The sequence below is a fragment of the Bradyrhizobium sp. cf659 genome (assembly GCF_900113725.1).
In the GTDB taxonomy this organism is placed as follows: Bacteria; Pseudomonadota; Alphaproteobacteria; order Rhizobiales; family Xanthobacteraceae; genus Bradyrhizobium.
This window is the reverse complement of the sequence record NZ_FOQJ01000004.1, coordinates 36,357-56,547: the sequence shown is the minus strand read 5'-3', so window position 1 is coordinate 56,547 and position 20,191 is coordinate 36,357. Positions and strand designations below refer to the sequence as shown.

The 20,191-nt window shown below is 65.4% G+C and carries 20 protein-coding genes; 10 read left to right on the top strand and 10 right to left on the bottom strand.

Annotation, left to right across the window (positions count from 1 at the left end; all coding sequences use genetic code 11):
• The first annotated feature begins 40 nt into the window (after positions 1-40).
• Positions 41-967, top strand: coding sequence for an ATP-grasp domain-containing protein (locus BM118_RS19375; RefSeq protein ID WP_092187110.1), 927 nt, complete (start codon positions 41-43; stop codon positions 965-967).
• Positions 968-1,147: 180 nt separating this feature from the next.
• On the opposite strand, the gene BM118_RS19370 is transcribed toward BM118_RS19375, so the two are convergent.
• Together BM118_RS19370 and BM118_RS19365 are read right to left on the bottom strand one after the other, a co-directional pair.
• Complete coding sequence (locus BM118_RS19370) at positions 1,148-2,074, bottom strand: amino acid ABC transporter substrate-binding protein (RefSeq protein ID WP_092187109.1); 927 nt, start codon at positions 2,072-2,074, stop codon at positions 1,148-1,150.
• Between the two features lie 9 nt (positions 2,075-2,083).
• A complete protein-coding gene (locus BM118_RS19365) occupies positions 2,084-3,382 on the bottom strand; it encodes a dicarboxylate/amino acid:cation symporter (protein ID WP_092187108.1) in 1,299 nt (432 codons plus the stop codon).
• A gap of 211 nt (positions 3,383-3,593) precedes the next feature.
• On the opposite strand from BM118_RS19365, the gene BM118_RS19360 reads away from it, so the two are divergent.
• From BM118_RS19360 to BM118_RS19340, 5 genes are all read left to right on the top strand, one after another.
• Positions 3,594-4,595 carry an NADP-dependent oxidoreductase gene (locus BM118_RS19360; protein WP_092187107.1) on the top strand — a complete coding sequence of 334 codons (1,002 nt, stop codon included), beginning with the start codon at positions 3,594-3,596 and terminating at the stop codon, positions 4,593-4,595.
• Between the two features lie 239 nt (positions 4,596-4,834).
• The gene (locus BM118_RS19355; RefSeq protein ID WP_092187106.1) at positions 4,835-5,686 is read left to right on the top strand and encodes a hypothetical protein; all 852 of its coding nucleotides are present in this window, start codon (positions 4,835-4,837) and stop codon (positions 5,684-5,686) included.
• Positions 5,687-5,816: 130 nt separating this feature from the next.
• Positions 5,817-6,032 (top strand): hypothetical protein, encoded by a 216-nt coding sequence (locus BM118_RS19350; RefSeq protein WP_092187105.1) that lies wholly within the window; start codon positions 5,817-5,819, stop codon positions 6,030-6,032.
• Positions 6,033-6,222: 190 nt separating this feature from the next.
• Entirely contained in the window at positions 6,223-7,362 is a 1,140-nt protein-coding gene (locus BM118_RS19345) for an FAD-dependent monooxygenase (RefSeq protein WP_177234461.1), read from the top strand.
• The gene (locus BM118_RS19340) at positions 7,359-8,972 is read left to right on the top strand and encodes a benzoate-CoA ligase family protein (protein ID WP_092187104.1); all 1,614 of its coding nucleotides are present in this window, start codon (positions 7,359-7,361) and stop codon (positions 8,970-8,972) included. The genes BM118_RS19345 and BM118_RS19340 overlap by 4 nt, the downstream gene beginning before the upstream one ends.
• 345 nt (positions 8,973-9,317) lie before the next feature.
• On the opposite strand, the gene BM118_RS19335 is transcribed toward BM118_RS19340, so the two are convergent.
• Both BM118_RS19335 and maiA read right to left on the bottom strand, forming a co-directional pair.
• A complete protein-coding gene (locus tag BM118_RS19335; protein WP_177234460.1) occupies positions 9,318-9,830 on the bottom strand; it encodes a MarR family winged helix-turn-helix transcriptional regulator in 513 nt (170 codons plus the stop codon).
• Entirely contained in the window at positions 9,820-10,452 is a 633-nt protein-coding gene (maiA, locus tag BM118_RS19330) for a maleylacetoacetate isomerase (RefSeq protein ID WP_092187102.1), read from the bottom strand. Before maiA ends, BM118_RS19335 begins: the two co-directional genes overlap by 11 nt.
• Positions 10,453-10,666: 214 nt before the next feature.
• Between maiA and gtdA the strand changes: the two genes are divergently transcribed.
• On the top strand, positions 10,667-11,707 hold the full coding sequence (gene gtdA / locus BM118_RS19325; RefSeq protein WP_092187101.1) for a gentisate 1,2-dioxygenase: 1,041 nt from the start codon (positions 10,667-10,669) through the stop codon (positions 11,705-11,707).
• 214 nt (positions 11,708-11,921) lie between these two features.
• Here the strand turns inward: gtdA and BM118_RS19320 are convergent, their stop codons facing one another.
• From BM118_RS19320 to BM118_RS19305, 4 genes are all read right to left on the bottom strand, one after another.
• Positions 11,922-12,749, bottom strand: coding sequence for an ABC transporter permease (locus BM118_RS19320; RefSeq protein ID WP_177234459.1), 828 nt, complete (start codon positions 12,747-12,749; stop codon positions 11,922-11,924).
• Entirely contained in the window at positions 12,742-13,515 is a 774-nt protein-coding gene (locus BM118_RS19315) for an ABC transporter ATP-binding protein (protein WP_092187099.1), read from the bottom strand. The genes BM118_RS19320 and BM118_RS19315 overlap by 8 nt, the downstream gene beginning before the upstream one ends.
• 186 nt (positions 13,516-13,701) lie before the next feature.
• Complete coding sequence (locus BM118_RS19310; protein ID WP_092187098.1) at positions 13,702-14,706, bottom strand: ABC transporter substrate-binding protein; 1,005 nt, start codon at positions 14,704-14,706, stop codon at positions 13,702-13,704.
• Positions 14,707-14,736: 30 nt separating this feature from the next.
• Positions 14,737-16,101 (bottom strand): FAD-dependent oxidoreductase, encoded by a 1,365-nt coding sequence (locus BM118_RS19305; RefSeq protein ID WP_092187097.1) that lies wholly within the window; start codon positions 16,099-16,101, stop codon positions 14,737-14,739.
• A 111-nt stretch (positions 16,102-16,212) separates the two neighbouring features.
• Here BM118_RS19305 and BM118_RS19300 point away from each other — a divergent pair, with 111 nt between their 5' ends.
• Both BM118_RS19300 and BM118_RS19295 read left to right on the top strand, forming a co-directional pair.
• Entirely contained in the window at positions 16,213-17,097 is an 885-nt protein-coding gene (locus BM118_RS19300) for a LysR family transcriptional regulator (RefSeq protein WP_092187096.1), read from the top strand.
• 172 nt (positions 17,098-17,269) lie between these two features.
• The gene (locus BM118_RS19295) at positions 17,270-17,542 is read left to right on the top strand and encodes a hypothetical protein (RefSeq protein WP_092187095.1); all 273 of its coding nucleotides are present in this window, start codon (positions 17,270-17,272) and stop codon (positions 17,540-17,542) included.
• An 11-nt stretch (positions 17,543-17,553) separates the two neighbouring features.
• Here BM118_RS19295 and BM118_RS19290 read toward each other — a convergent pair whose 3' ends face one another.
• On the bottom strand, positions 17,554-18,357 hold the full coding sequence (locus tag BM118_RS19290; RefSeq protein WP_092187094.1) for an enoyl-CoA hydratase-related protein: 804 nt from the start codon (positions 18,355-18,357) through the stop codon (positions 17,554-17,556).
• Positions 18,358-18,506: 149 nt separating this feature from the next.
• Here BM118_RS19290 and BM118_RS19285 point away from each other — a divergent pair, with 149 nt between their 5' ends.
• Positions 18,507-19,481 (top strand): ketopantoate reductase family protein, encoded by a 975-nt coding sequence (locus tag BM118_RS19285; RefSeq protein ID WP_092187093.1) that lies wholly within the window; start codon positions 18,507-18,509, stop codon positions 19,479-19,481.
• A 3-nt stretch (positions 19,482-19,484) separates the two neighbouring features.
• Here BM118_RS19285 and BM118_RS19280 read toward each other — a convergent pair whose 3' ends face one another.
• Positions 19,485-20,162 carry an alpha/beta hydrolase family protein gene (locus BM118_RS19280; protein ID WP_177234458.1) on the bottom strand — a complete coding sequence of 226 codons (678 nt, stop codon included), beginning with the start codon at positions 20,160-20,162 and terminating at the stop codon, positions 19,485-19,487.
• Positions 20,163-20,191 lie beyond the last annotated feature (29 nt).

The following is a 20,191-nucleotide window of genomic DNA, read 5'->3' as shown; positions in this document are numbered from 1 at the left end:
GCATTTTTGCGGCTTTTGGCGACAGGAATGATCGAGACCCATGGCCAGCAGCGAACGCATCTTCGTCCAGACGATCAGGCGCTATTGCGCCCGCCATGGCATTGCCGTCGACATCCGCTCCGGCGGCTGGCTGATCGCGATGCGCCGGGGCGAGGCGCGCCACTTCGCCTTCGGCTACGACATCGGCCTCAACAGCGCCATCGCGCATCGCCTCGCCAACGACAAGTCGGCGACGGCCGAGGCGCTGACACTCGAGGGCGTGCCCTGCATTCCTCATCATCTCTTCCTCAACCCGAGCATGGGCGCGCAAATCGCCGGCCCCGGTTGGCGTGACGCGATGCTGGCCCTGCTGGCGCAGCATCCGCAAGGCGTGGTGGTGAAGCCGAACGAGGGCACCTCGGGACGTGCCGTGTTCAAGGTGACGAATGCTGCCGAGCTCGATCGCGCCGTCAGCGAGGTCTTTTCGTCGAGCCTCGGCCTCGTGATCGCGCCTTATGTCGAGATCGAGGAAGAGGTCCGCGTGATCCTGCTCGATCGCAAGCCGATGATCGTCTACCGCAAGGATCGGCCGTCGGTCGTCGGCGACGGGGCGCATACGTTGCGCGAGCTGGCGATCGCGGCAGGACACGACAGGCAGCTCCGCGAGCTCGAAACGCGCGACGTCAATGCGATCGTCCCGAAGGGCAAACGGCGCATCCTGAACTGGCGGCACAATCTCGACGCCGGCGCGCGGCCGGTGCTGATCGAGAATGGCGAGGTGCACGCGGCATGCGTGAGGCTCGCCGTCGACGCCGCCAAGGCCATCGGCATCGCCTTCGCCTCGATCGACGTGGTGCGCGCGGATGGAGCGTGGCGCGTGCTCGAGATCAATTCCGGCGTGATGATGGAAGCACTGGCAAAGCTGCATCCGGAGCTGGTGCAGGCGACGTATGACGCGGCGCTGGACCGGGTGCTTGGCAAAAATTAGCAGCCACAGGCACACTGCACCCTCTCCCCTTGTGGGAGAGGGTGGCTCGCCGCCTTAGCGGCGAGCCGGGTGAGGGGTCTCTCTCCGCGAGCATACCTCACGCAGCAGCATTCGAGGATAGAACCCCTCATCCGGCGCTTCGCGCCACCTTCTCTCACAAGGGGAGAAGGAAAGTAAGCGCTAGTTATTCGCGCTCGCCGAATCGTCCATCGCCTTGAAGGCTTCCTCGAGTTGCAGCGAGATCGGCACGTTCAGCCGTTCGCCGGTCGGAAGCCTGGCGGTGAACCATTTGTTGTAGAGCGGGACGAGGTCGCGGTTGGAGCCGAGCTTGCGGAAGGTGCGCTCGACCACGGCCGACAATTGCGGCTCGCCTTTCCTGAACATGATGCCGTAGGGGTCGTAGGATAAATAGTCGCCGGTGACGCGGTACTTGTCCTGCGCCTTGTGGCGCGCGATCAGGCCGGAGAGCAGGATGTCGTCGGTCGCAAACGCATCGGCCTTGCCGTCGACGAGCATCTGATACGACTGCTCGTGATCCGGCGAGGTGACGATGTTCAACCCGAGCGAGGACTTCTTGTCGGCCGCCTGGATCGCCTGCTCGTTGGTGGTGCCCTTGGTCACCACCACGGTCTTGCCCTTCAGATCGGTCAACGACTGGACCTTTGACGCCTTCGGCACCATCAGCTTGGTACCGGCGACGAACATCAGGGGAGAGAACGCGACACGCTTGGCGCGCTCGGCATTGGCCGTGGTCGAGCCGCATTCCAGGTCGATCTTGTTCTGGAGCACGGCGTCGATGCGGTCGTCCGAGGTGACCTTGACGTAGTCGATCTTGAGATTGGGATCATCGACCTCGACGCCGATCTCCTCGACGATGGCCTCGCAAAGCTCGAGGCTGTAGCCGATCGGACGACCCGACTGGTCGAGGAAGGAGAACGGCGGCGAGCTCTCGCGATAGCCGAGCCGCACGACATGCGCTTTCTTGATCGCCGACAGCGTCGGGCTGAGCCCTTCGCTCCCGGTCTGGGCGGACGCGGTGGTCGCGAGCAACGATGCCGCGAGCCACAGGCAGCCGCCGATCACTGACCTTGTCAGTGTCTGGCCCATGATGTGCTCCTAACCATGGCCGGCCATGGCGGGCACTTCGCCCGGCACCATGTCATCAGGCACGGCGTCGCCGGGCCCCATCGCATGCTCGGGCCCAAGCTCGCCTTCCCACTTCGCCACGACCGAGGTCGCGAGCGTGTTGCCGATCACGTTGGTGGCGCTGCGGCCCATGTCGAGGAAGGTGTCGATGCCCATGATCATGAGCAGGCCGGCCTCGGGGATGTTGAACTGCGCCAGCGTCGAGGCGATCACGACGAGGGAGGCGCGCGGCACGCCGGCGACGCCCTTGGAAGTGATCATCAGCGTCGCCAGCATCGCGAGCTGCGTGCCGAGCGGCATGTCGATGTGATAGCTCTGCGCGATGAAGACGCTCGCGAAGGTGCAGTACATCATCGTGCCGTCGAGGTTGAAGGAATAGCCGAGCGGCAGCACGAAGCTCGAGATCCGCGAGGAGGCGCCGAAGCGGTTGAGGCCCTCCAGCGTCTTCGGATAGGCCGCTTCCGAGCTCGCGGTCGAGAACGCGATCATCAGCGGCTCGCGGATCAGCTTCAGGAGATGACTGTAGCGCGGCCCGATCACGATGAAGCCGACGATCACCAGGATGGTCCACAGGATCGCCAGCGAGAGATAGAAGCCGCCCATGAACACGACGAGCTTCCAGAGCACCAGCAGGCCGTTCTTGGCCACCGTCGCGGTGATCGCGGCCCACACCGCGAGCGGCGCGAACAGCATCACATAGCTCGTCACCTTGAGCATGATGTGGCCGATATCGTCGATCAGCGCCAGGATCGGCTTGGAGCGCTCGGGCATCGCGCCCATCGCCACCGAGAAGAACACGGCGAAGATCACGATCTGGAGGATTTCGTTCTGCGCCATCGCATCCGCGATCGAGGTCGGGATCAGATGGGTCAGGAATTTCTCGATGGAGAAGGCCGAGACCGGCAGGCCGGTCGATTGGCCTGCCGCAGGCAGCGTGCCGGGGAAGTTCGCGCCGGGCTGGAGCAGGTTGACCATCACGAGGCCGAGCAGCAGCGACACGAAGGAGGCGCTGATGAACCAGCCCATGGTCTTGGCGAAGATGCGACCGAGCTTGGAGCCCGAGCCCATATGGGCGATGCCGCCGACCAGGGTCGCGAACACCAGCGGCGCGATGATCATCTTGATCAGGCGCAGGAACATCATGGCGATCAGGTTGATGGACGAGGCCCAGTCGGCGCGCGTATCTGGCAGGAAGTTGTAGATCGCCGAGCCCATGATGATGCCCAGCACCATCGCGCCCAAAATGTATTGCGTAAACCTGTTCGACATTGCTTACCCCCACATACACCGGCGCTTCATGATGTCGCAGATATGACGGCTGCGCAACACGCTTGGCGGGTGGCCGCGTTGGCCGGATGTTCCCGTTGTGAAACTGCTCCCCGCGATCTAGCCTTCATGCAGCGCACAACGAATGCGGCCTGCACGTTTTCTTTGCGGCGGCTGCATCAATAATCGTCAAACAAACGAAGAGGGAAACGCCATGAGCGGCAACATCAATCGCCAGATTCTTTTGGTGGAAAAGCCCAGCGGCAAGCTCGGCCCCGAGCATTTCAAGATGGTCGATGGCGCGATGCCGGAGCCGAAGGACGGCGAGGCTTTGCTGCGCGTGCGTTACATCTCGCTCGACGCCGCCAACCGCGCCTGGATGCATGGCGCCACCTATCGTTCAGCCGTCGAGGCGAACAGCGTGATGGCCGGCGGCGCCATCGCCGAGGTCGTCAGCGCGAAGGCGCCGGGCTTGGCTGCCGGTGACATCGTGTTCGGCGACACCGGCTGGCAGGAGTTTGCCGCGGTGCCGGCCAAGCATCTCACCAAGATGCCGAAGCTCGAGCCGATGACGCATCTGCTCAGCGTGTTCGGCATCGCCGGCCTCACCGCCTATTTCGGCCTGCTGGAGATCGGCAAGCCCAAGGAGGGCGAGACCGTCGTGGTCTCCGCGGCGGCGGGCTCGGTCGGGTCGATCGTCGGGCAGATCGCCAAGATCAAGGGATGTCGCGTGATCGGCATCGCCGGCGGCGCCGACAAGTGCAACTGGCTGACCTCCGAGCTCGGCTTCGATGCCGCCGTCGACTACAAGGACGGCGCGGTGTTCAAGGCCCTGCGCGCGGCCGCGCCAAAAGGCATCGACGTCTATTTCGACAATGTCGGCGGCGACATTCTGGAAGCCTGCCTGCCGCAAATGAACAATTACGGCCGCATCGCCTGCTGCGGCGCGATCTCGCAATATGATGGCGCGCCATCGGCGCACGGTCCGCGCGGCGTGCCCGGCCTGATCGTGGTGAAGCGGCTGGTCATGCAGGGCTTCATCGTGATGGACTACATGAAGGACAGCCAGCGTGCGCTCGCCGATCTCCAGGGCTGGGTCAAATCCGGCAAGCTGAAGGTGCAGGAGGACATCATCGACGGCCTCGCGAACACGCCGAAAGCGCTGATCGGATTGCTCGCCGGCGAGAACCGCGGCAAGCGCATGGTCAAGCTCTGACGACGTATTGTTTGAGCATGATCTCCGCGCAAACGCGTTCCGCGTTTGTCGCGAGGGAAAACCGCTGCACACTTTTCCGGATCATGCTCTAGTTACGTCGCAATTGCGCCGGCATTATCTACTTGCGGTAGAGGCCAAAGCGTCCAAAGATATCGCGCGCGAGACATCACTCGCGACGATTGCGCTTGCATCACATTTGAAAACCGTCGGCACTCCCGACAGGGCAGGAATTCACCCAGATGTTCAACACGTTGAAACATGCATCAACGCGCACGGCGTTGCTCGCGGCAGCGCTCTTCGCAACTGCAACAGGCGCCTTCGCGCAAGCACCGACCGACGCGCAGAAGAGCGCCATGCGGTCCGCATGCAGTTCGGACTTCATGGCGCACTGCGCGAGCGTCACGCCCGGCGGCGTGGAGGCGTATCAATGTCTGGCGAAGAACATGTCCAGCCTGTCGCCAGGATGCCAGACCGCGGTTCGCGCGGTGGAGCCCGCTGCGGCTCCGAAGACCGAAGCCGCTCCCGCCGCACCGAAGAGCGAAGCTGCTCCCAAGGCGGAGTCCAAGACGGAGACGGCGCCTGCGGCGCCGAAGGCTGAATCGGCCCCCGCTGAAAAGCCTGCCGCCGCACCGGCGCCAAAGGCAGCTGCCGCCAAGCAGCCGAGCAGCGCGCAGGTTGCTGCGGTCAAGAGCGCGTGCCGCGCTGACTATCCCAAGGTCTGCGCCGGCGTGCCGCCGGGCGGCGCCCCCGCGCTCGAATGCCTGGAGAAGAACAAGGCCAAGGTTTCGCCCGCCTGCGAGAAGGCCCTGAGCGCCGCGGCCGGCGGCGGTGCGGCAACAACGGCAGCGCCTGCGGGCGCGGCACCTGCAGCGGCGGCAGCACCGGCGGCCGCGCCAGCCGTGATCGTTCTGCGCCCGCTGCGGCCGCGTGAGGAGCTGTTCATCGTCCGATCGGCCTGCGGCGCCGACATCCGCACGCTGTGCGCCGGCGTTGCGCCCGGCGGCGGCCGCATCGTGCAATGCATCTCCAGCAATGCCGCCTCGCTGTCGCCCGCGTGCAAGGAAGTGCTGGCGCCATTCGCGGCGCGATAAAGGCAGCGCACGCCGACGCGCCAAGGCGCACGACACTGATCGGCGGCGTGCGCGAGTGAATTTTCGCACGCCTGCCGCGACAAATCTTTGCGGATATCGATTTCGATCACGACAAGACAGAGAGGACAACATGCGTTCATTGCTGCTCGTTGCTTCTGCGCTCCTCGCCTTCGGGGCGACCATGACGATCGAGGCCACCGATGCCAACGCGGTCGTGTGCGCCCGCGGCGTCTATCGTGCCGGTTGCGCCGGGCCGAACGCCGCCGTCGTGGTCCGCAAGCCGGTTCCAGTGGTCCGCTGCACCAGGGTGCTGGTGAACGGGGTCTACGTGAAGCGCTGCGTCTGATCCCCGGGTGGCCAAGCCGGCGCGCTTTGGCTATGGTTCGCGCCTAACGGTTTCGGACGCACGTAAAGCGCGTGTCCGGAAGCGGGTTTCGGCGTGGCATGCCCGGCCAATAATTCCGCTGGCGCCGGCCGCCGGAGCACATTAGTCTACCCCTAGATAGTAAGTATACTGTCAATTAGGGAGGCAGACGTTGCGGATCGCCGTGATTGGCGGGGGGCCCGGCGGGCTCTACTTCGCCTATCTCTGGAAGAAGCGTCACCCCGAGGATCAAGTCGACCTGTTCGAACAGAACCCGGCCGACGCGACCTGGGGCTTTGGCGTCGTGTTCTCCGACCAGGCCCTGGAGTTCCTGCGCGCCGACGACCCCGAGACGGTCGACGCGATCGCGCCGCACATGGAGAGCTGGGAGAACATCACGCTCAACCTGCGTGGTGGCAGCGTCGCCATCGACGGGGTCGGCTTCTCCTCGATCGGGCGGCTCGAGCTTTTGCAGTTCCTTCAACAGCGCGCGCTCAATGCCGGCGTCGCGCCGCGCTTCGACACGCAAATTCTCGGAATCGACCAGCTCAACGGCCACGACCTGATCGTCGCCGCCGACGGGCTGAATTCGCTGGTGCGCCGCGCCTTCGAGGGCGATTTCGGCACCTCGCTGTCCTATTCCTCGAACAAGTTCGTCTGGTACGGCACCTCGAGGCGGTTCGACACGCTGTCGCAGACCTTCGTCAAGACCGACCGCGGCGCCTTCAACGCCCACCACTACCGCTATTCGTCGACCATGAGCACCTTCCTGGTCGAGTGCGACCACGCCACCTGGCAGGCTTATGGTTTCGCCTACAAGGACGTCGAGCAGTCCAAGGGCGTCTGCGAGGAGGTGTTTGCGGATACGCTCGGCGGCCACTGCCTCGTCTCCAACAAATCGGTGTGGCGCAATTTCCCCTGGGTCTGGAACGAGCACTGGTCGTTCAAGAACATGGTGCTGATCGGCGACGCCCTGCACTCGGCGCATTTCTCGATCGGCTCCGGCACGCGGCTCGCGATCGAGGACGCGATCGCACTGGTCAAGGCCCTGGAGTCGGATGCGCATCTTTCGACCGCGCTGCAACGCTACCAGGCCGCGCGCAAACCGGTCGTGCAGAAGCTCGTCGACGCCGCACGAACCAGCGCCTCCTGGTACGAGAACTTTGCCCAGCACATGCAGCTCGACCTGATGGATTTTGCCTACAGCTACATCACCCGCTCCGGCCGCATCGACGATTCCCGGCTGCGGGCGATGTCGCCGGCCTTCATGGCGCGTTACGAGGCCGAGAGGACCAGCGGAGACGCGGCATGAGCAACGAGATTCGCGACCAGGTGCCCGCGGACAGCGCGGGCGCACGCGAGATCGGCTTTGCCGTTCCGCAAACCTACAACGCCAGCCGCGTGCTGTTCGACAATCTCGCCAGGGGATATGGCGACAAGCTCGCGCTCATCGGGCCGGCGGGCACGCGCAGTTATGCCGAGCTCTGCGCGGAGGCTTGCCGCTGGGGCAACGGGTTCATCTCACTCGGGCTGAAACGCGGCGACCGCGTGCTGTTGTTCCTCGACGACACGCCAGCTTATCCCGCCTCCTTCTTCGGCGCGGTGCGCGCCGGCCTCGTGCCGCTCCTGATCAACACGCTGACGCCGCCGGATCTCCTGCAATTCTATCTCGCCGATTCCGGCGCGACCGTCGCGGTGGCCGAGTCCGAATTCTGCGCACGCTTCAATGCGGAGGCGTGCAAGGACACGAGCCTGCGCATGCTGGTCGTCGTCAATGGCGAAACGGGCGAGCATGCTGCGCCTGCGGCGGTCGCGGCGGCAGGTTGGCTTGCGCAATTCCCGGCCGAGCTGGCGGAAGCGGACACAAATCGCAACGAGATGGCGTTCTGGATGTACTCCTCCGGCTCGACCGGCCGGCCCAAGGGCATCGTGCATCTCCAGCACGACATGGCCTATAGCGAGATGGCCTTCGCGCAGAACGTGCTGAAGCTGACGCCCGACGACATCTGCTTCTCGGTGCCGAAGATCTTCTTCGCCTACGGTTTCGGCAACTCCGTCACCTTCCCGTTCTCGGTCGGCGCGACGACGCTGCTGCTGCCGGGACAGCCGAAGCCGGCAACGATCTTCGCGGCGATCGAGCAGTACGGGCCGACGGTCTTCTTCGGCCTGCCGACGCTTTACACCTCCCTGACCAAGGCCGAGGGCGCGCAACAGACGAACTTCTCGTCGCTGCGCATGGCGCTCTCCGCGGCCGAAGTGCTCTCGGCCGACGTCTTCAACGGCTGGAAGACGCTCACGGGGCTCGAAATCGTCGAAGGCCTCGGCTCGACCGAGGTGCTGCACATCTATCTCTCCAACCGCCCCGAACGGAAGAAGCTCGGCGCCGCGGGCCTGCGCGTGCCCGGCTACGAGGTCGCACTGCGCGACAAGGACGGAAGCGAGGTCGGCGACGACGAGGAAGGCATCTTGTGGGTGCGCGGCGATTCCAACACGCCGCTGTACTGGAACCGGCCGGACAAGTCCGCCGAGACCATCCGCGAGGGCGGCTGGATCTATACCGGCGACCGCTTTGTGCGCGATGCCGACGGCTTCCACTTCTTCCGCGGCCGCGCCGACGATCTCATCAAGATCTCCGGCCAGTGGGTCTATCCGCTCGAGGTCGAGCTGTGCCTCGCCGACCACCCCGACATCCGCGAATGCGCGGTGTTCGCCGCTGAGCTGCCCGACCGTCGCATGACGCTGAAGGCGGTGGTGGTGATGAATAGCCGCGCCGCCGACCAAAGCGAAGCGACACGGCGGCTACAGGATTACGTCAAGGGCAAGCTGCTTCCCTACAAATATCCACGCGAGGTGATCTTCATCGACGAACTGCCGAAGACGGGCACGGGGAAGATCGACCGGCAGGCGTTGCTGCGGATGTGAGGGGACCGGGCCAATTTCTCGGTGTCATCGCCCGCGAAGGCGGGCGATCCAGTATTCCAGAGGCAGCTGTGATTAAGCCGAGAGGCCGCGGCGTACTGGATTCCCCGCCTTCGCGGGGAATGACAGCGGAGATTGAGGCGGCGGCGTCACCACACCCTCAGTGTCGTCCCGAACAAGCGCGCAATTGCGCACGGGGGGCCGGGACCCATACGCCGAGGCAGCCGTGTGGCGCGAGATGGTCATTGCCTGTCTTCGCCAAACCAAGATTCGTGGTTATGGGTCCCGGCCTTCGCCGGGACGACACTGAGAATGAGGTGCCTGCACAGCCTTACAGGCACCTACCCCTCACCCGCCCTTCCCCAGATGCTCCAGCGCGTCCTCGGCCCGCAGCGGCACGCGCGAGACTTCGTTGTTGAGATCGACGAGCTGCACCAGAAGCCCCATCAGCGTCTTGCGGTCGGCGGGCTTCAGCGGCTCCAGCATGCGCGCCTGGGCGCGTTCGACGGCGGGGATGATCTCGCGCAGGATCGCGGCGCCCGACTTGGTCAGATAGAGCAGCTTGATCCGCTTGTCCTCGGGCGCAGGCTTGCGCTCGATATAGTCCTTGGCCTGGAGCCGCTCGATCACGCTGCCGAGGGTGGAGCGGTCGAACGCGATCACCGCCGACAGCCGCGTCGCATCGATGCCGGGATGAGTGTGGATCGCAATCAGCGCCCCATATTGCACCGGCGTGAGATCGAACGCCTTGCACTCCTCCATGAAGATCGAGACCGCGATCTGCTGCATACGCCGGAACAGATAGCCCGGCGCGGCATAGACCGCGTCCATCGTGATCGGAGGGGGAGGCTTACTCGGCATCGGGCTGCTTCTCCGGTGCCGCATTGGCGAATGCCGGCAACGCCTTCGCCGCGGCCTCTGCCTTGAGAAGGCGCGGATAGGCCGAGACATCGACGCCAAAGCGGCGAGCATTGGCAAGCTGGGGCACGAGGCAGAGATCGGCGAGCGTCGGCGCATCGCCGAAGCAGAACGGCCCCGGCTCGTCCCTGATCAGCGTTTCGCAGGCCGACAGCCCCTCGCGGTTGACCCAGGCGGCCCATTCCTGGACCTTCTCTTCCGCAAGGCCAAGCTCGCGCAGCCGCGCCAGCACCTTCAGATTCTGCACCGGATGGGTGTCGCAGGCGATCGCCAGTGCGAACGCCCTCACCTTGGCGCGCCGCAGCGGATCCTTCGGCAGCAGCGGCGGATTGGGGTGCGTCTCGTCGAGCCATTCGATGATCGCCACCGATTGGGTCAGCACGGCGCCGCCATCGCTCTCCAGCGTCGGCACCAGCCCTTGCGGATTGATGGCGAGATAGGCGGGCGCGCATTGCTCGCCCTTGCGAAGATGATGCGGCAGATGCTCGGCGCCGAGCCCCTTCAGATTCAGCGCGATCCGCACGCGATAGGCGGCACTGGAGCGGAAATAGCCGTGCAGCTTCATCGAAAACCTCCCTCTTATTCTCTGTCATTCCGGGGCTCGCGAAGCGAGAGCCCGGAATCCATACTCCCGATCGTGGTTATGGATTCTCAGGTGCGCAATTGCGCACCATAGCTCGACGCTGGCGCGTCGCCCCGGAATGACGGCAACTCGCCAGCGTTGACGCTACCTAGATCGTCAGTATACTGTCAATCAACAAAACGACGGGAGCGCCACCATGGAAGCCGTGACCAAGACGCCGGAACGCGAGGCGTTCTACAAGAAGATCGACGGCGAAAATCTCACCGCGCTGTGGACGGTGATGAGCGATTTGATCACGCCGGAGCCGAAGAGCGCCTGCCGGCCGCACCTCTGGAAATTCGACGTCATCCGCGACTACATGACGGAAGCCGGCAAGCTGATCACGGCCAAGGAAGCCGAACGGCGGGTGCTGGTGCTGGAGAACCCGGGCCTGCGCGGCCAGTCCAAGATCACGACCTCGCTCTATGCCGGCGTGCAGATGGTGGTGCCCGGCGACGTCGCCCCCGCGCACCGGCACAGCCAGTCGGCGCTGCGCTTCGTGCTCGAAGGCAAGGGTGCCCACACCGCCGTCGATGGCGAGCGCACGGCGATGGAGCCCGGCGATTTCATCATCACGCCGTCGATGACCTGGCACGACCACTCCAACGAGACTGACGAGCCGATGTTCTGGCTCGACGGCCTCGATATCCCGCTGGTGCAGTTCTTCGACTGCTCCTTTGCGGAAGGCTCGAAGGAGGACCAGCAGAGGATCACGAAGCCCGCCGGCGACAGCTTTGCGCGCTACGGCCACAATCTGCTGCCGGTCGACGTGAAGCGGAGTTCGAGGACCTCGCCGATCTTCAGCTATCCCTATGCCTACACCCGTGAGGCGCTGGAGAAGGCTCGCGCGAGCCAGGAATGGGACGCCTGCCACGGGCTGAAGCTGAAGTTCAGCAACCCCGAGACCGGCGACTTTGCGATGCCCACCATCGGCACGTTCATCCAGCTGCTGCCGAAGGGGTTCAAGACCGCACGCTATCGATCAACGGATGCGACGGTCTTCTGTCCGATCGAGGGGCGCGGCCGTAGCCGCATCGGCGATGCCGTATTCGAATGGGGCCCGCGCGACCTGTTCGTGGTGCCGAGCTGGCACTCGGTCACGCACGAGGCCGATGACGACGCGGTGCTGTTCAGCTTCTCGGACCGCCCGGTGCAGCAGAAGCTCGACCTGTTCCGGGAAGATCGCGGGAACGCGTGAGGTTGGGCTGCTATAGCCTTACATTCGGTGTCGTCCCGGCGAAGGCCGGGACCCATACCGCGTGATCTATCGGGGAACGGCGGCATTCGTACCGACGAAAGGTAACTACGGGTCTTCGCCAAACCCCTCCCTGGGGTTATGGGTCCCGGCCTTCGCCGGGACGACGGCAGGGTTGTGGCCCGCGCCTCCATCCACATCACCATTGCTAACGTGGCTACCGCCAGTGCAGCAACCGCGTCTCCAGCAGATTGATCACCTTCCCCACCACCAGCCCGAACACCGACAGGATCACCACGCCCGCGAGCAGCTGGTCCGTCTGCATCAGATTGCCGGCCTGAAGCACGAAGGCGCCGATGCCGTATTGCGCGCCGATCATCTCGGCGCTGACGACGAGCAGCAGCGCGACGGAGGCGGTGATGCGGAAGCCGGCGAGGATTGCGGGCAGCGCGCCCGGCCAGATCACCTTGCGCACGATGGTGGCGAAGGGGACGTTGAAGCTCTGCGCCATGCGGATGAGGTTGCGCGGCACCGCATCGACGCCGCTATAGACCGAGATCGCGGTCGAGAAGAACACGCCGAGCGCGATGGTCGCGATCTTCGGCTCTTCGCCGATGCCGAGCCAGAGGATCAAGAGCGGCAGCAGCGCGATCTTCGGAATCGGAAACAGCGCCGAGATGAAGGTGATGCCGACGCTGCGCGCGAGCCGCGACAGGCCGATGGCAAAGCCGACGGCGACGCCGGCCGCCGTTCCCAGCAGCCAGCCGACGCCGATGCGCAGCAGCGAGGCCGAGAGGTGCTGCCAGAGCGCGCCTGACATCGCGAGCTCGTAGATTGCGCGCACGATCGCTGACGGTGCCGGCAGGAACAGCGGATTGACGAGACCGACGCTGCCGGCAGCCTGCCAGAGCGCGATGACGAGCGCGAGCGCGATCCAGCCGCCGAACCGGCTCGACGCGGGCACGAAGCCGGCGCCGCGGAAGCGGACGCGCCGGGTCGCCTCGCTCTTTACAGGTGTCTCCGCCGACGGTGCGCGATCAAGCATGCTGGACCTCGCGCTCGGCATCGATCGCCTCGTGGCGGATGAGCGACCAGATCTGGTTCTGGAGCGCCAGCAGCTTTTCACGCGCCGCCGTTTCGCCGCGCTCAGTGCGCGTCATCGGCACGGTGACGACCTCGCGGATGCGCCCGGGCCGGCGCGACAGCACCACGATGCGGTCGGCGAGCCGCGCCGCCTCTTCGAGATTGTGTGTGACGTAAACCGCGCCCATGCCGCCATCGGCGAGCAGGCGGACGAAATCCTCCATCAGCAGTTCGCGCGTCTGCGAATCCAGCGCCGAAAGCGGCTCGTCCATCAGCAGGATGGCGGGCCTGACCGCAAGCGCGCGCGAAATGCCGACCCGCTGGCGCATGCCGCCAGAGAGCTGCTTTGGATAGGTCTGGCGGAAATCGGTCAGGCCCGTGCGGCGCAGCGCATCCTCGACCAGCGCGCGGCGCTGCGCCGCCGAGAGCTGGGCGTGCAGCAGCGGGAATTCGACGTTCTCCTCGACCGTCGCCCAGGGCAGCAGCGCAAAATCCTGGAACACGAAGGTCAGCGGATTGAGACTGTCAGCCGGCGGCGCCCCGCGCAGCTCGGGCGCGCCCGATGTCGGCTGCAACAGCCCGCCGAGGATCGACAGCAGCGTGCTCTTGCCGCAACCGGAGGGCCCGACGATCGCCACCACCTCGCCGGCACCGACGGTGAACGAGACGTCGTCGAGCACGGCGAGATCGCCGAAGCGGTGGGTGATGTGGTTGGCGATCAGGTCCATCTCACGCTCTCACCTTCGATCCGTCATCCTGAGGTGCTCGACTTGCGGCACGCCGCAAGTCGAGCCTCGAAGGATGTGCGGCCGGGATGCCGCTTGGCCGTTCATCCTTCGAGGCTCTCATTGCGGTGCATTTGCACCGCAATGCTCGCACCTCAGGATGACGGGGATGATTTGAAGCGCGCAGCATCAATCCGCCTTCACATAGTCCTTGGCGATGATCGCATTGGCATCAAAGCCCTTGTCGGCAAAGCCCTGCTCCTGGAGCCATTTGATCTGGTTGTCGACGTTCTTGACGTCGAGCTTGCCGTCGGGATCGATGTAAGCGCAGTTGCCGACCACCTGCTCGACCGGCAGATTGGTGTACTTCGCGATGATCTCCAGCAGCGGCTTGGTCTGCTCGTTGATCGGCGCCACGCCGTCCTTCATCGCGGCGAGGATGACGTCGTGATACTCGCGGTCGGCCTTTGCCAAGGCGCCGAGCAGCTTGGTCACCAGCACCTTGTTGGTCAGCGTCTTCGGCGCGGCGAACACCGCGCCCAGCTGCCACGGCGTCTCGTCGCCGACCCAGCCGAGGAATTTCGCACCGCCCTCGTCCATCAACTTGCGCGCCGTGGAGATCGGCAGCAGCGCCGCATCGACGGTTTCGCCCTTGAGCGCAGCCGCCGCGTTCGACAGCGACTGCAGCGGAACGATCTTCACGTCCGCGAGCTTGAAGCCGTATTTGTCGGCGAGCAGGCCGAGTGAATAATGAAAGGATGATCCGACCTGCGTCATTGCCACGCGCTTGCCCGCGAGGTCCTTCGGCGTCTTCAGGCCGGCGGCATAGGCGTTGTTGCTGGCGAAATAGCCGATCAGGGGGTAGCCGGCCTTCTCGCGGCTCATGCCGCCGATCACCTTCAGCACGCCCTTGCCGGCAAGATTGTAGAGACCGGCCGTGAAGGCGGTGACGCCGAAATCGACATCGCCCGAGGTGGTGGCGACCGCGATCGGCTGCGCCGCGTCGAAGAATTTCAGCTCGACATCGAGCCCAGCCTCGCGAAAATAGCCCTTGTCCTGCGCGATGAAGACCGGCGCGGAGGAGGACAGGCGGAGCACGCCGATCCTGGCCTTCAGCGCGTCCTCAGCCTGCGCCGCGCCCATCGCCATGATCGCCAAAAGGCTCGCAAGCGCGAGCCGCGCAATCCCGATCATCCCGTTTCCTCCGTCGTTGTCTTGCAGCCGTCAAAGCCCTTCGGGTACGGGCTGGTCCCGCCCGATGAAGGCGCCCCGTTGTTTCAACGTTTCCTGCAATTTTTCAATGGGGATGTCACGTGGGACCCGGTTTCCGGAGAGCGCCAGAGCGGCGGCGGAACCGGCCGCCTCCCCCATCACGAAACAGGCACCGGAGACGCGGGCGGCCGACTGGCCCTCATGGGTCATCGAGGCGCAGCGGCCGGCGACCAGCAGATTGTCGACGCCTTCGGGCACCAGCATCCGGTAGGGCAGCTCGTTATAGCCGCGGGATTCCGGGATCGGCGGAAAGGTGAAGACGACGTCGCCGGGGACATGAGCCTCGATCGGCCAGCCGTTGACGCCGATGGAATCCTCGAACGAGGCGCAGCCGAGCACGTCCTCGCCGCTGAGCTGGTAGCCGCCCTTGATCCGGCGGGTCTCGCGGATGCCGAGCTGCGGCGGCAAATCGACGATGTAGGACTTCTCAAAACCCGGCACGGTGCGCAGGAATTCGAACGCGGCGAGCGCCTGCTTGCGGCCCTCGATCTCACCGCGGGTGAGATCGTCGGGCTCGACGCCGTTGATAGCGTGGCCATCCTCGCGCGCCACCTGCGTGAAATTCACCCGCCATTCGATGCCGGATTTCTGCGGCCGCACGATGGCGCTCTTGCGCGGGAATTTGTGGGTGCCGGCGGCGAGCGCCTTTTCCATCAATTGCGGAATGGTGCGCCAGGCCTCGCCCGCCCTCTCGGGATCGATGCCGTTGAGGCGGAGCATCATCGAGGGGTAGAGCGGATGGCCGTGTTCATCGCCGATTTCGAACGGTGCGCCGGCCCAGACCGCGAGGTCGCCGTCGCCGGAGCAGTCGATGAAGATCTCGCCGCGCACCGCCTGCCGGCCACCCTTGGTCTCGACCATCAGCGCGTCGATGCGGCGGTCGTCGCCCATCACCACGCCGGCGCCGAGGGCATGGAAGAGGATGTGCACCTTGTGGCTGGCGAGGAGTTCGTCGGCCGCGATCTTGTAGGCCGCGGTGTCGTAGGCCTGGGCAAAGACCTTGCCGAGGATCAGATGCGGGGTGTTGAGGCCGTTGAGCAGGTCGATCCGCGCCAGGAGCTCGGACGCCATGCCCTGCACCAGCCGGTGGGCCTTGCCGTAGACGTTGCCATGCAGGCCGCAGAAATTGGTGACGCCGGCCGCGGTGCCCATGCCACCAAGGAAGCCGTAGCGCTCGATCAGCAGCGTCTTCCGCCCCGCCCGCGCCGCCGAAGCCGCCGCCACGATGCCGGCCGGGCCGCCGCCAAGCACGACGACTTCATATTCGCCGTAGAGCGGCACCTGGCGCGCTGGTTCTTCGATCGTCGTGGCCCGCATGGCGCGTCCCTTCCCAAAATCTCTTGCTTGGGACCGACTATGAATTAACGCGAGGCAGGCTACAATCCACCAAAATACGCGATCAGCTTTCGCGAATCGAGAAAGGTCGACATGGATATCCTGGTGAATCTTCAGGCCTTCCTTGCCACCGCGGATGCGGCCGGCTTCTCCGCCGCCGCGCGAAAGCTCGATGTCTCGACCTCGGTCGTCGCCAAGCGCGTCACGCAGCTGGAGGCACGGATCGGCACGCCGCTGTTTCACCGCTCGACCCGGCAATTGCGGCTCACCGAAGCCGGGCAGCGGTACGTGCATCGCGCGCGCGGTGTCGTCACTGACGCCACCGACCTGCTGTCGCGCATGGGCGAGAAGGGCCACGATCTCGTCGATCACCTCCGCATCAAGGCCCCGACCTCGCTGACGGTGGCGCGGCTCGCCGACGCCTTCAGCGCCTTCCAGACCCAGAACCCGCGGCTGAAGCTCGAGATCGTGCTGATCGACCGCCCGGTCGATCCCGTCACCGAAGGCTTTGATATCGCCATCGGCGCCTTCCCGCACTCCTTCGGCGGCGTGGTCGACGAGCCGCTGTGTGCGCTGAAGCGGCTGCTCTGCGCTTCGCCCGCCCATTTGAAGAAGCACGGCACGCCAAAGCATCCGCGCGACCTCGTCGAGCATCGCTGCCTCAGCTTTCTGCCGACGGGGCCGGAATGGATCTTTGACGGCCCCCGCGGCCGCATCAGCATCCAGGTCAGCCCGCTGCTCTCCTCCAACGAAGGACATGTGCTGGCGCGCAGCGCGATCGCCGGCAACGGCATCGCGCTGATATCGCAATATCTCGTCGCGGATGCCTTGCGCGACGGCACGCTCAAGCCGGTGCTGCGCGACTTTCCGATTCCGGAATTGTGGGTCAAGGCCGCGATCCCCGAGCGGCGGCGCAATGCCGCCGCGGTGCAGGCATTGCTCACCCTGCTGAAAACGTCACTGGCGCCGTCGCTGTAGGCCGTGTCAATTGTGAGGTGGGGTAGCCCGCATGAGCGAAGCGACATGCGGGACTTTCGCAACATTCCCGGATGTCGCTTCGCTCATCCGGGCTACGCGGTGCGCGCCGTGTCGGGCACCTGTCGCAACATCGCAGTTGCTCTCGCGTGACAGACCTGAGAGAAGGGCCGCCATGGATTCGACATTCGTGAAATACGCATTCGCCGCCCTGACCGCTCTCGCGATCTCAGCCACCGCCGCCACAGCCGTGGAGCAGACCTGCCGCTTCATCCCGGCCAAGGCCGACCGCGAGGCCTGCTACAAGCGGCAGGAGGAAGAGCTGGCCGCAAAGCGCAAGCCCGCCGCGCCGGTCAACGAGAGCAAGACGCTCGAAACGTTGCGCCAGATGCGGCAGGACGACGACGCCGTCTATCGCAGCATCAACAACATCTGCCGCGGCTGCTGAGCGGAGAACGCTCAGCCTGTCCCGCCACCCCAATTCGCCGCCCGCTTTTCGGCAAACGACGCCAGCCCTTCCGCCGCCTCCGCGCTCTGGCGCTTGACCGAATGCAGCTGCACGAGTCGCTTGTAGGCGGCATCGTCCACCGCCATCCCGCCGAACGAGCTCTCCAGCGCGAGCCGCTTGGTCTCGGCCATCGCCTCCGGTCCGTTGGCGAGCAATTGCTCGACCACCTTGGCGCCGGCGGCCTCCAGCTCGGCGAGCGGCACGACTTCGTGGACGAGGCCAATGCGGCGGGCGTCCTCGGCACCAAAGCGTTCGCCGGTCAGCGCGTAGCGGCGGACCTGCCGCACGCCGATGGCATCGCAGAGCTGCGGAATGATGATCGCCGCCGTCAGGCCCCAGCGCACCTCCGTGATCGAGAACAGTGCGTTGTCCGCCGCGATTACGACGTCGCAGGCCGCGATCACGCCGGTACCGCCGCCGAAACAACCGCCCTGCACCAGCGCGACCGTCGGGATCGGCAGCGTGTTGAGCCGCTGCACCGCCTCGAAGGTCGCACGTGAGGCCGCCTCGTTCGCCTCCGCCGATTGCGGCCGCACGCCGTTGATCCATTTGAGGTCGGCGCCGGCCTGGAAATGCTTGCCGTTGCCCTTGAGGACCACGACCCGCAGATTGGGCTTCTTGCCGAGATCATCCATGGCCGCGAGCACGCCGGCAATCAGCGCGCCGTCATAGGCGTTGTTGACCTCCGGACGGTTCAACGTGACGGACGCAACCCCGCGCGCATCAAGGGTCCACAGGACAGGGCTGGCAGTCATCGGCGATCCTCCGCTTGTTTGCCGCGCAGTATGGCCGAGGCAACGCATCCCGATCCATATCTTTCCGCGTAGGGCGGCCGCGTCCATCGCATGGCGGCTTGTGTCATGCTGGCGTTGGGCGGCACCAAGGGATCAGGAACGGTACATCTATGCGCATCTGCATTTTCGGCGCGGGCGCCGTCGGCAGCCATATCGCGGTCAGGCTGGCACGCGCCGGCCATGAGGTGTCATGCGTGATGCGGGGGGCGCATCTGGAGGCGGCGCGCGCGGGCGGCCTGAAGCTGCGCATCGGCGATTCCGAGGTCAGCGCCAAGGTGAACGCATCAGGGGATCCCGCCCAGCTCGGGCCACAGGATGTGGTGATCAGTACGCTGAAGGCCACCGCGCTGACGGGACTGGTCTCCAGCCTCAAGCCGCTGCTGCAAGACGACACCGCGATCGTGTTCGCCCAGAATGGCATTCCCTGGTGGTACGGCATCGGCCTACCACCGCGGCATCCCACCCCGCCGGACATCTCCTTCCTCGATCCGGGCGGGCGCCTGCGCGCCTGCATCCCGAAGGAGCGGATCATCGGCGGCGTGGTCTTCTCCTCCAACGAGGTGATCGCGCCCGGCGTGGTGCAGAACCTCACGCCGGACCGCAACCGCCTGCTGATCGGCGAATGCGACGACCGCAATTGCGAGCGCATCACGAAACTCCGCGGCGTCCTCAACGATGCGCGGCTGGAATCGCCGCCGGTGGCCGAGATCCGCGAGGCGATCTGGTCAAAGCTGCTGACCAACATGTCGCTGTCGGTGCTGTGCCTGCTCACCGGCCAGACTGCACGCGGCGTCCGCGACGACCCCGCGTTTACCGAGGTCATCCCGCGCATGCTGAACGAGGCCAACGACATCGCCCAGCACTTCATCCCCGAGGTGAAGCGCGTGACGCGCAGCGGCCCCGCCCCCAACCACAAGCCGTCGTTGCTCCAGGATTACGAGCTCGGCCGTGCCATGGAGATCGACGTGCTGGTCAGGGCTCCGGCCGCCTTCGCGCGCACCGCCGGCCTGTCGACGCCGACGCTCGACCTGATCGCGGCGCTCGCGATCCAGAAAGCGCGAGACAAGGGACTCTATTCGGCCTGAGCCTCAGGTGCGTTGGTCGATCCAGGCCGCGAGCGTGTCGAGCACCTCCGTGAGCGCCTCGTCATTGGTCCGGCCTGACTTTTTCAGCACCGCGAAGGAGTGATCCCCTCCTTCGACTTCATGCAGCGTTGCCTTCGATCCCAGTGCCGCAATGACAGGCCTGAGATGGCCAAGATCGGCAAGTCCATCGCGCGTGCCTTGCAGGAACAGCATGGGGATGGCGATGCCGGCGAGGTGCTCGGCGCGCTCGGACGACGGTTTCTTGTCGGGATGCAGGGGAAAGCCGAGGAAGGCGAGCCCTTTGACATCAGGCAATGCCGCCCTGGACTGCGCCTGCGAGGTCATGCGCCCGCCAAATGATTTCCCGCCCGCGACGAGCTTCAATCCGGGGCACAGCCGCGTCGCCTCCGCGACCGCCGCGCGGATGGCGGCGTGCGCGACCGCCGGCTGGTCGGGACGTCCCAGCTTCTTTTCCATGTAGAGGAAATTGAAGCGGAGCGTGGCAATGCCGCGGTCCGCGAGGCCGGCCGCGACCTTCTCCATGAACGCATGCCGCATATCGGCACCCGCGCCGTGCGCCAGCACATAGCAGGCGCGCGCGTTGTCCGGCTGCGTCAGGATCGCGGAGACCGTGCCGATGCGCTCGATGTCGAGCTTGAGCTCTTGAGTTTTGGTCGCCACAATCAGCCATCCCGACAGACGCTGCCCCG

What these genes read in the sequence shown, in the direction of transcription:
- BM118_RS19310 (WP_092187098.1), bottom strand. Translation starts at nt 14,706, where the DNA reads ATGATCGGGATTGCGCGGCTCGCGCTTGCGAGCCTTTTGGCGATCATG.
- BM118_RS19315 (WP_092187099.1), bottom strand. Translation starts at nt 13,515, where the DNA reads ATGGACCTGATCGCCAACCACATCACCCACCGCTTCGGCGATCTCGCC.
- maiA (WP_092187102.1), bottom strand. Translation starts at nt 10,452, where the DNA reads ATGAAGCTGCACGGCTATTTCCGCTCCAGTGCCGCCTATCGCGTGCGG.
- BM118_RS19335 (WP_177234460.1), bottom strand. Translation starts at nt 9,830, where the DNA reads ATGCCGAGTAAGCCTCCCCCTCCGATCACGATGGACGCGGTCTATGCC.
- BM118_RS19290 (WP_092187094.1), bottom strand. Translation starts at nt 18,357, where the DNA reads ATGACTGCCAGCCCTGTCCTGTGGACCCTTGATGCGCGCGGGGTTGCG.
- BM118_RS19365 (WP_092187108.1), bottom strand. Translation starts at nt 3,382, where the DNA reads ATGTCGAACAGGTTTACGCAATACATTTTGGGCGCGATGGTGCTGGGC.
- BM118_RS19305 (WP_092187097.1), bottom strand. Translation starts at nt 16,101, where the DNA reads ATGCGGGCCACGACGATCGAAGAACCAGCGCGCCAGGTGCCGCTCTAC.
- BM118_RS19320 (WP_177234459.1), bottom strand. Translation starts at nt 12,749, where the DNA reads ATGCTTGATCGCGCACCGTCGGCGGAGACACCTGTAAAGAGCGAGGCG.
- BM118_RS19300 (WP_092187096.1), top strand. Translation starts at nt 16,213, where the DNA reads ATGGATATCCTGGTGAATCTTCAGGCCTTCCTTGCCACCGCGGATGCG.
- BM118_RS19340 (WP_092187104.1), top strand. Translation starts at nt 7,359, where the DNA reads ATGAGCAACGAGATTCGCGACCAGGTGCCCGCGGACAGCGCGGGCGCA.
- BM118_RS19355 (WP_092187106.1), top strand. Translation starts at nt 4,835, where the DNA reads ATGTTCAACACGTTGAAACATGCATCAACGCGCACGGCGTTGCTCGCG.
- BM118_RS19285 (WP_092187093.1), top strand. Translation starts at nt 18,507, where the DNA reads ATGCGCATCTGCATTTTCGGCGCGGGCGCCGTCGGCAGCCATATCGCG.
- gtdA (WP_092187101.1), top strand. Translation starts at nt 10,667, where the DNA reads ATGGAAGCCGTGACCAAGACGCCGGAACGCGAGGCGTTCTACAAGAAG.
- BM118_RS19295 (WP_092187095.1), top strand. Translation starts at nt 17,270, where the DNA reads ATGGATTCGACATTCGTGAAATACGCATTCGCCGCCCTGACCGCTCTC.
- BM118_RS19375 (WP_092187110.1), top strand. Translation starts at nt 41, where the DNA reads ATGGCCAGCAGCGAACGCATCTTCGTCCAGACGATCAGGCGCTATTGC.
- BM118_RS19370 (WP_092187109.1), bottom strand. Translation starts at nt 2,074, where the DNA reads ATGGGCCAGACACTGACAAGGTCAGTGATCGGCGGCTGCCTGTGGCTC.
- BM118_RS19350 (WP_092187105.1), top strand. Translation starts at nt 5,817, where the DNA reads ATGCGTTCATTGCTGCTCGTTGCTTCTGCGCTCCTCGCCTTCGGGGCG.
- BM118_RS19360 (WP_092187107.1), top strand. Translation starts at nt 3,594, where the DNA reads ATGAGCGGCAACATCAATCGCCAGATTCTTTTGGTGGAAAAGCCCAGC.